The organism is Rhodococcus gannanensis (genome assembly GCF_042681175.1).
Taxonomy (GTDB): Bacteria; Actinomycetota; Actinomycetes; order Mycobacteriales; family Mycobacteriaceae; genus Rhodococcus_G; species Rhodococcus_G gannanensis.
Genome location: NZ_JBHUFB010000019.1, coordinates 102,779 through 116,667, shown reverse-complemented (window position 1 = coordinate 116,667; position 13,889 = coordinate 102,779). Strand labels below are relative to the sequence as shown.

General features: G+C 67.8%; 15 protein-coding genes. 7 read left to right on the top strand and 8 right to left on the bottom strand.

The genetic code is table 11. From position 1 onward, the window contains the following. Nucleotides 1–38 precede the first annotated feature (38 nt). The 3 genes from ACFSJG_RS19870 to ACFSJG_RS19860 all read right to left on the bottom strand — a co-directional run bounded on the left by ACFSJG_RS19870 (nucleotide 39) and on the right by ACFSJG_RS19860 (nucleotide 1,374). The gene (locus ACFSJG_RS19870; protein ID WP_378486961.1) at nucleotides 39–422 is read right to left on the bottom strand and encodes a DUF5313 family protein; all 384 of its coding nucleotides are present in this window, start codon (nucleotides 420–422) and stop codon (nucleotides 39–41) included. Beyond that, the gene (locus ACFSJG_RS19865) at nucleotides 419–868 is read right to left on the bottom strand and encodes a MarR family winged helix-turn-helix transcriptional regulator (protein ID WP_378486960.1); all 450 of its coding nucleotides are present in this window, start codon (nucleotides 866–868) and stop codon (nucleotides 419–421) included. The genes ACFSJG_RS19870 and ACFSJG_RS19865 overlap by 4 nt, the downstream gene beginning before the upstream one ends. A gap of 80 nt (nucleotides 869–948) precedes the next feature. Beyond that, nucleotides 949–1,374, bottom strand: a complete 426-nt coding sequence (locus ACFSJG_RS19860) for a hypothetical protein (protein ID WP_378486959.1) — start codon at nucleotides 1,372–1,374, stop codon at nucleotides 949–951. Nucleotides 1,375–1,487: 113 nt separating this feature from the next. Between ACFSJG_RS19860 and ACFSJG_RS19855 the strand changes: the two genes are divergently transcribed. Continuing rightward, on the top strand, nucleotides 1,488–2,996 hold the full coding sequence (locus ACFSJG_RS19855; protein WP_378486958.1) for a flavin-containing monooxygenase: 1,509 nt from the start codon (nucleotides 1,488–1,490) through the stop codon (nucleotides 2,994–2,996). Here ACFSJG_RS19855 and ACFSJG_RS19850 read toward each other — a convergent pair. Further along, on the bottom strand, nucleotides 2,974–3,891 hold the full coding sequence (locus tag ACFSJG_RS19850; protein WP_378486957.1) for an SMP-30/gluconolactonase/LRE family protein: 918 nt from the start codon (nucleotides 3,889–3,891) through the stop codon (nucleotides 2,974–2,976). The two genes, ACFSJG_RS19855 and ACFSJG_RS19850, sit on opposite strands and share 23 nt — an antisense overlap. A gap of 270 nt (nucleotides 3,892–4,161) precedes the next feature. Between ACFSJG_RS19850 and ACFSJG_RS19845 the strand changes: the two genes are divergently transcribed. Then, entirely contained in the window at nucleotides 4,162–5,925 is a 1,764-nt protein-coding gene (locus ACFSJG_RS19845) for an oleate hydratase (protein WP_378486956.1), read from the top strand. Between the two features lie 9 nt (nucleotides 5,926–5,934). Here the strand turns inward: ACFSJG_RS19845 and ACFSJG_RS19840 are convergent, their stop codons facing one another. The 3 genes from ACFSJG_RS19840 to ACFSJG_RS19830 are packed head-to-tail and all read right to left on the bottom strand — an operon-like array spanning nucleotide 5,935 to nucleotide 8,476. Continuing rightward, nucleotides 5,935–6,804 carry a metal ABC transporter permease gene (locus ACFSJG_RS19840; protein ID WP_378486955.1) on the bottom strand — a complete coding sequence of 290 codons (870 nt, stop codon included), beginning with the start codon at nucleotides 6,802–6,804 and terminating at the stop codon, nucleotides 5,935–5,937. Further along, nucleotides 6,801–7,535, bottom strand: a complete 735-nt coding sequence (locus tag ACFSJG_RS19835; RefSeq protein ID WP_378486954.1) for a metal ABC transporter ATP-binding protein — start codon at nucleotides 7,533–7,535, stop codon at nucleotides 6,801–6,803. The genes ACFSJG_RS19840 and ACFSJG_RS19835 overlap by 4 nt, the downstream gene beginning before the upstream one ends. Then, complete coding sequence (locus tag ACFSJG_RS19830; RefSeq protein WP_378487198.1) at nucleotides 7,532–8,476, bottom strand: metal ABC transporter substrate-binding protein; 945 nt, start codon at nucleotides 8,474–8,476, stop codon at nucleotides 7,532–7,534. Before ACFSJG_RS19830 ends, ACFSJG_RS19835 begins: the two co-directional genes overlap by 4 nt. A gap of 202 nt (nucleotides 8,477–8,678) precedes the next feature. Here ACFSJG_RS19830 and ACFSJG_RS19825 point away from each other — a divergent pair, with 202 nt between their 5' ends. The 5 genes from ACFSJG_RS19825 to ACFSJG_RS19805 all read left to right on the top strand — a co-directional run bounded on the left by ACFSJG_RS19825 (nucleotide 8,679) and on the right by ACFSJG_RS19805 (nucleotide 13,106). After that, nucleotides 8,679–9,506, top strand: a complete 828-nt coding sequence (locus ACFSJG_RS19825; RefSeq protein WP_378486953.1) for a protein phosphatase 2C domain-containing protein — start codon at nucleotides 8,679–8,681, stop codon at nucleotides 9,504–9,506. A gap of 64 nt (nucleotides 9,507–9,570) precedes the next feature. After that, nucleotides 9,571–10,143, top strand: a complete 573-nt coding sequence (locus ACFSJG_RS19820; RefSeq protein WP_378486952.1) for a hypothetical protein — start codon at nucleotides 9,571–9,573, stop codon at nucleotides 10,141–10,143. After that, a complete protein-coding gene (locus tag ACFSJG_RS19815; RefSeq protein ID WP_378486951.1) occupies nucleotides 10,136–10,798 on the top strand; it encodes a DUF6308 family protein in 663 nt (220 codons plus the stop codon). Before ACFSJG_RS19820 ends, ACFSJG_RS19815 begins: the two co-directional genes overlap by 8 nt. 31 nt (nucleotides 10,799–10,829) lie before the next feature. After that, nucleotides 10,830–11,264, top strand: coding sequence for a DUF6278 family protein (locus ACFSJG_RS19810; RefSeq protein WP_378486950.1), 435 nt, complete (start codon nucleotides 10,830–10,832; stop codon nucleotides 11,262–11,264). 309 nt (nucleotides 11,265–11,573) lie between these two features. Further along, nucleotides 11,574–13,106 carry an HNH endonuclease signature motif containing protein gene (locus ACFSJG_RS19805; RefSeq protein ID WP_378486949.1) on the top strand — a complete coding sequence of 511 codons (1,533 nt, stop codon included), beginning with the start codon at nucleotides 11,574–11,576 and terminating at the stop codon, nucleotides 13,104–13,106. A 19-nt stretch (nucleotides 13,107–13,125) separates the two neighbouring features. Here ACFSJG_RS19805 and ACFSJG_RS19800 read toward each other — a convergent pair whose 3' ends face one another. Further along, nucleotides 13,126–13,779, bottom strand: coding sequence for an Ltp family lipoprotein (locus tag ACFSJG_RS19800; RefSeq protein WP_378486948.1), 654 nt, complete (start codon nucleotides 13,777–13,779; stop codon nucleotides 13,126–13,128). Between the last annotated feature and the right edge of the window lie 110 nt (nucleotides 13,780–13,889).

Sequence of the window (13,889 nt, the reverse complement as noted above, 5' to 3'; positions counted from 1 at the left end):
GTCCCCCTCGAATGTCCCGGGAGACTATATCCGTGGGGCTAGCGCCAGGCGCGTGAGTACGCGTCGATCTCCGATTCGCGGGCGGCGCGCCGCTTGTCGTTGTCGAGGTCCATCGGGAGACCGTTCTTCTGCAGGCGGCGGGCCCGGTTCTGGTGGATGTAGACGATCGAGTAGAAGACGGCGAGGCTGATGCCGAGCAGCACCATCGAGGCACGCAGCCACAGCGGCCCGGGGAACAGCAGGAACAACACGTACAGCGGAATGAACGGGACCTGTGCGCGCACCATGTGCCGGATGAAGTAGTGGTCGCCGGTGATGTCGTTGCGGACCCAGTCGTTCATCGACTCGGGAAGCTTCGCTCCGAACGAGTACGCGATCCACTGCAGCGGGTTGGGGCGGGTCACGCCCATCTTGCCTGTCAATTCAGAGCTCCTGCCGTGAGTGCTGCCTTGTTGATGTCGGTGAGGACGCGGTGCAGTTCTTCGAGTTGGGGCAGTCCGACGCCGAGGGCCGCGACGACGGCGGGCGGGATCTTCTCGGCCTCGGCGCGCAGGGCGCGGCCGGCGTCCGTGAGGTCCACGACGAGGGTTCGCTCGTCCTCTGCGCTCCGCGTCCGGGTGATCAGCCCGGACGCCTCGAGACGCTTGAGCAGTGGGGACAGTGTCGGCGAATCCAGTTGTAGCGCAGCACCGATCGCCTTCACCGACATCGGCGCCTCGCCCCACAGTGCGAGCATCACGAGGTACTGCGGGTGCGTCAGTCCCATCGGTTCGAGCAGTGGGCGGTACACCGCGAGCACGGCTCTGTTCGCCACGGCGAGTGCGAAGCACACCTGGCGGTCGAGGGCGAGAGGGTCGTCGACGGTCACGAAACAGAGAGTACACGAATAGATCGTGCATTAACTAAGTGCATCGTCGATGCGGCGGCGTCGGTCGATTTGCCTGGAGATCAGGCGTGCACGTCGCGCGCCCCGACCGCGAAGCGCAGTCCCGAGCAGTTGTGGCAGCCGACGCACCCGATGCACTTCGTGCACCCCACGCAGCCCAGGCATGCGATACACCGCTTGCAGAACGCGCAGGCCACGCAGGCGATGCTTCCCGCGACGCCGATCGACGCCGCGGTGACGATGCTTCCGGCGACCGCGGCGCTCCCGGCCGTGCCGATCGACCCGGCCACGGCGGTGCTGGCGACCGTGGCCGCCGAGTTGACCACGCCTGCGCTGGCCACGGTGGCTGCCGAACCCGCAACGGCGGTACTCGCGACCGTGGCCGCGGACCCGGCCACGGCGGACCCGGCGACGGTCGCGGCCGACCCGGCCACCGCGGTTCCGGCGGCGTCGGTGGGTTCGAGGTCGGTACGGTGCGGATCGCCCATGTCCTTCATTCTGAGCCAGGTCGGTCGGGTTGTCCTCCTGGCGAAGGGGGTGGTCTGGAACCGCAAAGTGAGTGATACTGACAGTTGCAGACACTTTGGCGGAGGGTGGAGTTGTGGACGGACACGAGCAGTACGACGCAGTCGTCGTCGGCGCGGGCTTCGGCGGGATGGGCGCCGCGATCGCGCTGAACCGGCTGGGACTGACGAACCTCGCGATCCTCGAGCGCGAGGACGACCTGGGCGGAACGTGGCACGTCAACCGCTATCCGGGCCTCGCCGTCGACATCGCGTCGGTCACCTACTCGTACTCCTTCGAGCCGAATCCGTACTGGTCCCGGTTGTTCGCGCCGGGCGCCGAACTCAAGCGCTACGCCGACCACGTCGCCGACAAGTACGACCTGCGCCGCTACATGCGGTTCGGCACCGTCGTCACCGGGGCCCGCTGGGACGAGGACGCCCAGCGCTGGGTGGTGTCCGTCGAGGGGCAGGAGCCGGTCACCGCCCGCTATCTGCTCACCGCGACCGGATTCCTCTCCCAGCCGAAGATGCCCGACATCGACGGCATCGACACCTTCGCCGGCCGGGTCGTGCACACCACCGCCTGGGACGACACCCTCGACCTGCGCGGCAGTCGCACCGCCATCATCGGTACCGGCGCTACCGCCGTGCAGCTGATCCCCGAGGTGGCCCGGGACGCGGCTGCCCTCACCGTCTTCCAGCGCACCCCGATCTGGGTGGTGCCAAAGATGGACTTCCCGATTCCTGCTGTCGTGCAACGACTCTTCGAGCGTGTTCCGCTGACGCAGCGCCTGGCCCGCAAGGTCAGCGACGGACTCCTCGAGGCGATCATGGTCAGCGCGGTGCTGCACTACCGTCAGGCGAAGTTCCTCAACAAGGGCGCCGCCGCGGCATCGAAGCTGTTCCTGCGCAGTCAGGTGCGCGACCCCGAGCTGCGGCGCAGTCTGACCCCGGACTACGACTTCGGCTGTAAGCGTCCGACGTTCTCCAACAGCTACTTCCGGACCTTCACCAAGTCCAACGTCAACCTGGAGACGACGCCGATCGCGCGGATCGAGCCGGATGCCGTCGTCACCGCCGACGGTCGCCGCACCGAGATCGACACGCTGATCCTCGCCACCGGATTCAACCTGTGGGACGTCAACTTCCCGGCCATCGAGGTCATCGGCCGCGAGGGGCAGAACCTCGGGAAGTGGTGGCGGGACAACCGGTTCCAGGCATACGAGGGCGTCGCCGTCCCGAAGTTCCCGAACTTCCTCACCCTCGCCAGCCCCTACTCGTACAGCGGGCTGTCCTACTTCATGACCATCGAGTCGCAGATGGCGCACCTGACCCGGCTGTTCGGGGAGATGAAGCGCCGCGGCGCCGACGTGTTCGAGGTGACCGAGGACGCGAACACCCGCTTCCTGAACCGGATGACCGAGAACCTCGGCGACTCGGTGTTCTACGGCGGAAGCTGTTCCACCGCACGGAGCTACTACTTCAACCAGCACGGTGAGGCGGCACTGCTACGGCCCACCTCGACCGCGAACGCGTTCCGTGAGGCCGACAACTTCCCGCTCGACGACTACCGGTTGGAGGCTACGGCCGCGGGACGGCCCTAGGTATCTCGTACACCGAACCCGAGTACGTGGTGACGTAGACGCTGTCGGCGGCGAACGGGGAGCCCGCGGCGCCGACCGAGATGCCCGCGGGGAAAACCAGATTCGTCGCGACGGCGCAGAAGCTGCCGTCCGGGTCGACCCGCCACGTCTGTCCGGCGAGGAAGGCGTTCGTGTAGAGGCGGCCCGCGCCGTCGATGTCGAGATCGTCGAGGAACGCCAACGCCAGAGCAGGTGGGGGCCGGAAGTGGACCCGGCTCGCACCGGTCTCGGTGTCGATCGCGACGATGCTCGTGTCGCCGATCGAGACGTTCGCGAACAGCGTGCGCTCGTCGGCTGACAGGGCCAGGCCGTTCGCCGTCGACGCCCGGTACCAGGCGCGTTCGACTCGGCCGTCGGGGTGGACGCGGTCGATCGCGGGTTCGACGTCGCTCGACGCGTACACCGTGCCGTCGGACGCGCGGACGACACCGTTCGCCATGGACAACCCGTTCGCGACGACGCGCTGCTCACCCGTCGTCGGGTTCAGTTGCCGCAGTTCGGCGGTCGGCGCCAGGAACGCCGTCGTGGAGTTTCCCGACCCGACGAGCACGGTGCCGTCCGGAAGGGGTGCGATCCCGCCGGGCGAGGGGACCGTCGCGACCGACCGGGGCGGTGCGCCCGGCGTGTCGACCATGTCCACGGAGTTGCCGAAGGCGTTGCTCACCAGCATCCGGCCGTCGCTGTCGAAGGCGACGGCCTCGTAGGCGCTCGGCTGTGCGACGGAGCGCGGTGCGCCCACGTCGCTGCACATCGGCGTCGTCGCAGATAGGGGGAACGCCGACGCCGAGCCGATGCCGAGGACCAGGGCGGTCACCGTTGCCGCGGTCAGTCGTCCTGCTGCCGGAACTGTCACCATCGTCGTCCCCCGGTCTGTACGCGTCCGTGAATTGTCGCACGGAGCGGCGCTGCGGCCGGTGAATCGCCTCGCCGACGTGGGCGCCTGTCGCGAGCGGTTGCGCCGTGTGGTCGCGGGCGTACGCTCGACCACGACGGGCTGCCGTCACATCGAAGCAACCGCGCCGAGTTCGGTTGTCGACGGCGCGAACCGCGCTTCGGCGGTGCCAATGCTCTGTGTCGCAACGGAATACGTCGATCGCCGTGTAAGTCGAGCGTAGGAGGAGCGGGCGTGTACCACAGCAGCGGAAACTACGAGGCATTCGGCCGGCCACGCAAGCCGGACGGGGTGGAGGACAAGACCGCATGGTTCGTCGGTGCGGGTCTCGCATCACTGTCCGGGGCGGCGTTCCTCATCCGGGACGGCCAGATGCCCGGTTCGAAGATCACGATCCTCGAACGGTTGGCGCTTCCCGGTGGCGCACTGGACGGCATCAAGGAACCGAAGAGGGGTTTCGTGGTCCGCGGTGGCCGCGAGATGGAGAATCACTTCGAATGCCTGTGGGACCTGTTCCGCTCGATCCCGTCGTTGGAGGTCGAGGGAGCAAGTGTGCTCGACGAGTTCTACTGGCTGAACAAGGACGATCCGAACTACTCACTGCAACGGGCGACGGTCAACCGCGGCGAGGACGCGCACACGGACGGCCTGTTCACCCTCAACGAGAAGGCGCAACGCGACGTCGTCAAGCTCTTCATCGCCAACCGTGAGGAGATGGAGGGCAAGCGGATCAACGAGGTCTTCGGTGAGGACTTCCTCGCGAGCAACTTCTGGCTGTACTGGCGGACGATGTTCGCGTTCGAGGAATGGCACAGTGCGCTGGAGATGAAGCTGTACCTGCACCGCTTCATCCATCACATCGGCGGACTGCCCGACTTCTCGGCGCTGAAGTTCACCAAGTACAACCAGTACGAGTCGCTGGTGCTGCCTCTGTACACATGGTTGCTCGACCAGGGCGTCGCCATCCACTTCGACACCGAGGTCACCGACGTCCACTTCGACATCACACCGGAACGCAAGCGCGCCACAAGAATCGACTGGGTACGCGAGGGGTCTGCCGGAGGCGTGGACCTCGGTCCCGACGACCTGCTGTTCATGACGATCGGGTCACTGACCGAGAACTCGGACAACGGTGACCACCACACGCCGGCGAAGCTCGACGAGAGTCCCGCGCCCGCCTGGGAGTTGTGGCGCCGGATCGCCGCGAAGGACCCGTCGTTCGGCCGCCCCGACGTCTTCGGTGCGCACATCCCGGAGACGAAGTGGGAGTCGGCGACGGTGACGACGCTGGACGAGCGCATCCCGCGGTACATCCAGAAGATCACCAAGCGAGACCCGTTCAGCGGCAAGGTCGTCACCGGTGGCATCGTCACGGTGCAGGACTCGAGCTGGTTGATGAGCTGGACCGTGAACCGGCAGCCGCATTTCAAGCAGCAGCCGAAGGACCAGATCGTCGCGTGGGTGTACGCGCTGTTCTCGGACCGTCCCGGCGACTACGTGAAGAAGACGATCCAGGAGTGCACGGGTGAGGAGATCACCCAGGAATGGCTGTACCACATGGGTGTTCCGGTCGAGGAGATTCCGGAACTGGCCGCCACCGGTGCGAAGACGGTGCCGGTGATGATGCCGTACGTGACGGCGTTCTTCATGCCCAGGCATGCCGGGGACCGGCCCGACGTGGTGCCGAAGGGATCGGAGAACTTCGCGTTCATCGGGCAGTTCGCCGAGAGCAGCACCCGGGACTGCATCTTCACCACCGAGTACTCGGTGCGCACGCCGATGGAGGCGGTGTACACGCTGCTCGACATCGAGCGTGGCGTGCCGGAGGTGTTCAACTCCACCTACGACCTGCGGTCCCTGCTCGCCGCGACGACACGGCTGCGGGACGGCAAGGAACTGGACATCCCCGGTCCGGCCGTCTTGAAGAAGTGGCTGCTCGGCAAGCTCGACGCCACCGAGGTCGGCGTGCTGCTCAAGGAGTTCGGTCTGGTCGAGTAGTGGTTCCGCTCATCCCGCCAGGAGTGCGCGGCGGCGACGGGCCTGCCAGCGGGTCGCCACCAGCCCGTGCCGTGGCCCGAACAGGTAGACGAGGGTGAACAGGATTCCCTGCGTGAGGACGACCATGCCGCCCGGCGACGTGTCCTGGTAGTAGGAGACGTACAGGCCGACCACCCCGCAGGCCGCGGACGTCGCGGGCGCGATCAACAGCATCCGGCCGAAACGGTCGGTCAGCAGGTAGGCGGTGGCGCCGGGGATGATGAGCATCGCCACCACCAGCACCACACCGACGACCTGCAACGCCACCACACACGTCAGGGCGAGCAGCCCGAGCAGCGTCGCGCCGAGCATCCGCGGATTCAGCCCGATGGCGTGCGCGTGGATGCGGTCGAACGCGTACAGGGTGAAGTCGCGGCGCTTGGCCAGGAGCACCGCGAGGACGATGGCGCCGAGGATCGCGATCTGCGTCAGGTCGGACCTCGACACCCCGAGCAGGTTGCCGAAGATGATGTGGTTCAGATCGGTCTGGCTCGGTGTCACCGAGATGAGCACCAGGCCCAGCGCGAACAGGGTGGTGAAGACGATGCCGATCGCGGCGTCCTCCTTCACCCGGCTGGTGCCCCGGACCGCGCCGATCAGGGCGACGGCGAGGAAGCCGAAGATGATCGCGCCGATCGCGAACGGTGCCCCGACGACGTACGCGAGGACGACGCCCGGCAGCACCGCGTGGGAGACGGCGTCACCCATCAGGGACCAGCCGATCAGCACCAGCCAGCAGGACAGCACCGCACACACCACCGACGCGATCAGCGTCGCCGCCAGCGCCCGCGTCATGAACGAGTACGCGAACGGATCGAGGAGCAGGTCGACGAGGTTCACCGGACGGGCCCTTCCAACGGGTCGATTCCGAACGCCCGCACCAGGTTCTCGGGCCGCAGCACGTCCGCGATGTCGCCGTCGGCGAGGATGCGCTGCATCAGCAGGACCGCGCGATCGGCGAGACGAGGAAGCGCCTGGAGGTCGTGGGTGGAGATCAGGATGGCGGTGCCGTCGTCCGCCAGTTCGCGCAGCAGCGACGTGATCGTGGCCTCGCTGCGCTTGTCGACGCCGGCGAACGGTTCGTCGAGCAGCAGCACCGACGCCTCCTGCGCGATCGCGCGAGCCACGAAGGCGCGCTTGCGCTGGCCACCGGACAGTTGCCCGATCTGGCGGTCCTGCAGGTCCGTCAGATGCACGCGGTCGAGCGCGACGTCGACGGCGTCGTGGTCGCGCCGCCGTGGCCGGCGGGTGAAGCCGAGGTGACCGTAGCGCCCGGTCATCACGACGTCCCGTACCGACAGCGGGAACGCCCAGTCGATCTCCTCGGCCTGCGGCACGTATCCGACTGCGGCCCGTTTGCGGGCGGCAGCGGACCCGCCGCCACCGATCTCGACGGAGCCGGTGTCGGGCCGGACGATGCCCATCACCGTCTTGAACAGCGTCGACTTCCCGGATCCGTTCATCCCGATCAACCCGCAGATCGAGGCCGGTGCGAGGTCGAGGGAGACGTGGTCGAGGGCGAGGACCGGACCGTAGTGGACGGTGACGTCCCGGATCGAGAGTGCGGTCATGACGTGCTCCCCGCCGTGAGGGCGGCGACGATCGTGTCTGCGTCGTGCCGGATCAGGTCCAGGTAGGTGGGGACCGGGCCGTCGGCCTCGGACAGGGAGTCGACGTACAGGGTGCCGCCGAAGCGCGCACCGGTCGCCGAGACCACCTGCTGCATCGGCGCGTCCGACACGGTCGACTCACAGAACACGGCCGGGACGTCGTTCGCCTTCACGAACTCGATCGCCGCGGTGAGCTGCTGCGGGGTGGCCTGCTGCTCGGCGTTGACGGGCCAGATGTACCGCTCGGTGAGGCCGACGTCCCGGGCGAGATAGGAGAAGGCGCCCTCGCACGTGACGAGCGCCCGCTGACGCTCGGGCAGGGCCGTGAGCCGCGCCGTCATCTCGTCCTGCACCTGCTGCAACTGCTGCTTGTAGAGGGCGCCGTTCGCCGCGAACTCGGCCGCGCCGTCGGGGTCGAGGTCGGTGAACGCGGCGACGAGGTTGTCGACGTAGATCTGCACGTTCAGCGGGCTCATCCAGGCGTGCGGATTCGGTTTGCCCGCGTAGGCGTCCGCGGCGATGTCGATGGGCTCGACGCCCTCGCTCGCGACGATCCGCGGGCGGTTCAGTTCGTGCACGAACTGCTCGAACCACGCCTCCAGGTTGAGGCCGTTGTCGACGATCATGTCCGCGGACGCGGCACGTCGCATGTCGCCCGGGGTCGGCTCGTAGCCGTGGATCTCCGCGCCCGGTTTCGTGATCGACTGGACCGCGAGCCGATCACCCGCGACGTTGCTCGCCACGTCCGCGAGGACGGTGAAGGTGGTGAGCACGACCGGTCGGTCGTCGTCGCTGGTCAGGACCTGCCCGCACCCGGTGAGAGCGGCGGCGACGGTCGCGGCGGCGGCGGCCGCGACGATCGGCCGACGCCACCGGGGACCGGCGCCGGCACGACGAAACATTGGCATGACGAGATCATAAGTTCGGGTGCCCGAACAATTCAATTGGGGTTCGTGTGATCTTGGTGGGCGGCGGGACACGCCGCGTGCCGCCGGAGGCGCCGGATCGCGACCGAAGGCGACGACAATACGACGCGGACCGAAGGGAGCCGGGGACGCACGGGTCGGAGTGCGGTGTCCGACTCCTCAGACCGATCGAGGGCACATGGTGACGAGTAACTCGACACGCGGCGTCGTCGTCCCGCACAGCGTCCACGACGCCGTCGACACCCACGGCTGGACGGTGCGCGCCGCGTCCCGCCAGGGCGACACCCGGCAGAAGTCCCGCAGACAGGACGCCTACGCCGTCCGTCACGGCGGGGGGCGAATCGCTGTTGTCGTGTGCGACGGGGTCGGGGCCGCCGAACACTCGGACCTCGCGGCCGCTGCGGCCAGCGCCGCGCTCGCCGAACACCTGATCACCGCCGAACTGGAGGTGTCCGGCGACTGGACCGCGCACCTGAAGGTCGCCTCCCTCGCGGTCACCCGTGCCGCAGGCGAACTCCTCGGTGACCGCGCCCCGAGCCTCGACGACGTGTACTCGGTCATGGCCACCACCGTGACCGCGCTCGTCGTCGAACCCACCGACCTCGGCCGTGGCCCCTGGCTCGCACACACCGCGACCGTCGGCGACAGCAGCGCATGGTGGCGGCGCACCCGCGGTGGAGCCTTCCGTTTCGAACCGTGGCTGCTCATGTCGGGTGGGCGGCTCACCAGGCAGGAGATCGCGACGTCCCGCGCGCTGGTGCTGCCGTTGCCCGACGACGTGACGGTCACCGGCGCCAGCTTCGAGATAGGTCACGAGGAACTGCTGCTGGTGTGCAGTGACGGCGTGGCGGACGCCTTCGACGACGGTGCCAGCGCAGTCGCCGCGTCCTTCGCGTCGGGGTGGAGCAACCCGCCGCGCATCAGCGATCTCGCCGACCGCATTGCCTTCGACGCCGACCGCCAGGTCGACGACCGCACCGTCGTCGGAGTGTGGACGCCGCGCTGACGAGTACGGTGCTCGTCGTGGCTCGCTCAGAGTGCACAGCCGCAATCCGGACAAGGAGAGCCACATGACCACCATCGACCCGGCCGCGAGCGACACCAGTTTCGGCGAGTTGCAGCGCGACCCGTTCTTCGGCGTCGCCACCGACCTCATCGTCGACTGTCTGAACGACGCCTTCGACGACCCGGCGGGCGGCGAGGTGGACCGCTGGACGCTCAGTGCCCTGCCGTCGACCAATCACGCCGCCGACCGGCACCGTATGTTCACCCTCGCAGTGGGTCCGACGGACGTGCTGTACGTCGAGCGGTTCCTCGAGGACGGCGAGATCGTCGACTATCGCGTCGTCCTCGCACTGTCCGCGTCGGTGCTGACCGACAGGACCGGGATCGCGCCCGGCGGACTGTCCGCGCGGTTCCCGCTGCTGCGCTTCACCCCCACGACGACCGGTGGCGACGACGTCCTCGTCGACTGGTTCGTCTCCGACGCAGGCGCCGACGACCAGTTCTTCGACCTGCCACTGGCCGAGGCGATCCGGGCGCTCGCCGACGACCTCGCGTCGCACGGACGCGGACCCTATGCCCAGCAGCACAACCGCGCCTTCGCCGCGCACGTCCTCAGCCGGGCGTCCGACGATGAGTGATGCGGTCGCACTCCGGCTGCCCAAGGTTCTGAGGGACGAGGACGACGACGCCGCCGTCGACGTGCTGCAGGAGTACTTCACTCGCAAGCTCGTCAAGACCGGGTACCTGCGCACCGGCGCGCTGTGGGACACCTTCGATCCCAGCGGCCGCCGCGACATCGACCGCGACGTGGTGACGGCAGACGACCTCGTCGCCGTGACCCTCCTGTCCGTGAAGATCCCCGCACAAGGCGCGTTGATCCTGTTGGGGGACAAGAGCGCCGAGCTGACCTCGTTGCTGCGGGAGGTGGGTGAGGACCGCGACCTCGCCGTCGAGAGCGACCCGATCACCGACGAGTCACCGATGGTGCGGTTGGAAGCGGCCCTCACCGAGGTGCACGGCATCGGCCGCACCACCGCCACCAAACTCGTCGCCCGCAAACGCCCACGACTGTTCCCGATCTACGACCGCGTCATCGGCCTCCAGTTGGGTACCACGGTCGCGCACACCGAACCGATCCGCGCCGCGCTGCGCGAGAACGACGGAGCGCTGCACGGGTGGCTCGTCGAGCTCCGTGCGAAGGCGGGCTTCGACGAGGGCGTGCCCGCGCTGCGCATCCTCGACGTGCTCGCGTGGATGCAAGGAAAGAAGTACGTGCCCAACGTCGACGGGTGAGCTCGGTGAAGAGCGAGGCAGGGCTGGTGTCGTGATTCGACTGGTGCAGAGGCTCTTTCGTTTCGGGTCGAAGTACGGGGTGTCTCGTGGAATTGCGATGTATGTTCAGGATTCCGACATCCGCGGCCGACCCGAAATGCTCATGCCGGAACGACTGCACGCATGGATGAGGGACCGCGGTCGCGATCTGACCTACTCGTCGGAGGGCCTCGAAGCGATTGACCTCGCGGTCGACGAGCTGTCCCGCGATCCGACGACGCGGACGATGCTGGACCTCGAGGTGGGCAAGTTCTTGGGCGTGGTGCTCGTCAGCCGGGTTGACGGCGCCCGTTGGCATGCTTGGCCGAACGGCCACCCGGTCGTGCGCCTGGCCGACGACCGGGACATCGACGTCCTTGCGATTGCAACCAAGCGCATCTCGACCGGATCTCCGCGGCTCACCGAAGTCCTGTTCTCGGCAATGTGAGCCGGAGCATCGTACGAGGCTTGCTCATCCCCGGGTCGAATCTTGTGAGAAGAGGTGTGGGTCGCATAGTTCTCCCCGGTCCGCACCCTGCCACGCTCGATCGTGAGCAGCGACCAGCCGCCCACAGCGGCACCGGCCTCGGCTCGGATGTGTCTCGGGGGCAGTACGTCTGGCGATCGGCAGGCGTGGGAACTATTGGAGTACGAGATTCGGGGATGTAGATCCGCCCTGGCGGAAGTCCAGGGACGCATCGAGGAGGAGTTGCTCGAATCCCCGAAACTTGTCGGAGGTTCGAGCTAACCTTCGAACATGCTTTCGAACAGCTGTGGTGGCGGGAACGGTCAGGTGGAACGTCACCTGACCGCCCTCGACGCTGCCGTCGACGGATTGCTCGCCGAGCCGTTGACCGCGTTGACCGAGGCCGAGATCGTCGAAGCGATACAGCGGATGGAGGTTTCGCTGCGCAAGGCGTCCGCGGTCGGGCACCGGCTTGTCGTCGAATCCGTGGAGCGGTCGATCCCCGGGAACCTCGCCTGCCGTTCCGTCAACGACTTCCTCGTCTCGACTCTCCGTATCTCGGCGGCCGACGCCGCGAAGCGCGTGAAGGGTGCCACCAAGACCGGAACTTGGCACACCGTCAGCGGCGAGCCGATGGAGGCCACGCTGCCCGTCACCGCAACGGCAGTCCGGGACGGCGCCATCGGACCCGACCACGTTGCCGCGATCGCGCGGACCATGCGGCAGATCCCGCACGGTACAACCGCCGACGAAATCGCCGTTGCAGAAGAGATTCTCGCGGACACCGCACGCTCCGCCACGCCGGAGGACGTAACCAAGATCGGTATCCACCTGCTCGCCCACCTCAACCCGGACGGCAGCATCCCGGACGAGCGTGAGCGCAAGCGCCGCCGCGGGTTGAGGCTGGGCAAGCAGGGCGCAGACCTCCTGACGCCGATCTCAGGGCTCCTGGACCCCGAGACGCGGGCGCTACTCGAACCGGTCCTCGCCAAGCTCGCCCGGCCGGGCATGAACAATCCCGACGACCCGGAATCCCCGTCCGGGGAGCTTTACTCCCCGAACCTGGACCGCACAGCATTGGCGAGGGCTGCTGCCCGCGACACCCGCACCGCCGTGCAGCGCAACCATGACGGGCTGAAAGTGGCGCTGCAGCAGATGCTCTCGTCAGGAATCCTCGGTAGCCATCGGGGTCTACCGGTGACCGCGATCATCACCATGACGATCGGGCAACTCGAGAAGGCGGCCGGCGTGGCGACCACCGCCACCGGTGGCATCGTTCCCATCCGCGACGCGCTGCGGATGGCGCAGGGCGCACACCCTGTGTTGGCCCTGTTCGATCACAACGGCCGGCCCCTGCACCTCGGCCGCAGCCGACGTCTCGCGTCCGCGGATCAGCGCCTCGCGCTCATCGCGGCCTCCCGGGGCTGCACCCGCCCCGGCTGCGATGCTCCCGCCTCCCTCACCGCCGTGCACCACATCACCGAATGGCAGGACGGCGGCGCGACCGACATCACCAACGAGGACCTGGCCTGCGACAGCTGCCACGCCCTCGTCCATGACGGCCCAGGCGGATGGAAAACCCGTGTCGCACCGCCGGAATCGGTACATGCCGGTCGAACCGAGTGGATCGCGCCGCCACACATCGATCCGGATCGGCGGCCGCGGGTCAACCACCGCCACCACCTGGACCAACTTGTTGCCAGGGAAACTGCACGCCATCGAACCGCCTGCAGCGCCGATATGCGCAGACCGCGGAACCGATCGGAGCAAGCGACCCACACCGTCGCGGCAGGAGAAGCCGCGCGAGACGACAACGCGCCGTGAACCTCTCGCCCGCTCGCTGTCAGTAGGCGGCGTTGGCGCCGAACTCGGCCTGCGCGTATGTGTAGCCCTCGAACACCAGCTGATCGATCAGCCCCGCCTTCGAGAACGAGGTGTAGTCGAGGTAATCCTCGGCGCTCCGTGCTGCCTGCTCGTTCCAGTCAGCGTTCAGGCTGTCCACCGCGTATGTTGCGTCCTCGGTCGAGAAGCCCTCGAACTCGAGCTGGTCGATCAATCCGCTGCGGGAGAAGGCAGAGTAGTCGAGGTAATCCTGCGCGGACCGGACGGCATTCCGCTGGCTGGAGCTGATCTGCGGCTGGGCCGGGGCAGGCGCGACCACAGGCGCGGGTGCGGGCGCCGGCGTGGCCACCGGGGGAACGATGGTTGCGGCCGGCGCGCTGTTCGCAACAGGCTCGGCAGCTGCTGCAGGGGCAATGCTCGGGACGGCGGGCGAAATGCTGGGCTTCGGCGCGGTCGTCGAGGCGACCACCGCCTGGCTGCTCGGTGCGCCCGCCGTCGTGGCGACGCCGTCGTCTTTCGAGCCTTCGCCGAAGGTGCCGGCGAGGCCGAGAACCAGAACGATGGCGCCGACGACCCACGGCCACTTCTTCCGCTTCGTCGGTGCGGGTGCGACGGCCTGGTAGCAGGGCTGCAGGGTGGGGTAGGGCTCGGTCATGTCGTGCTCCTGTGGAGATGGTGCGTCGTGGTCGACGCGTCCCGCAATTGCGAGAGCCGCACAGAATGACAGAGCCCACCGACACGATTCGTTCGGTGACTGGCGCAGCA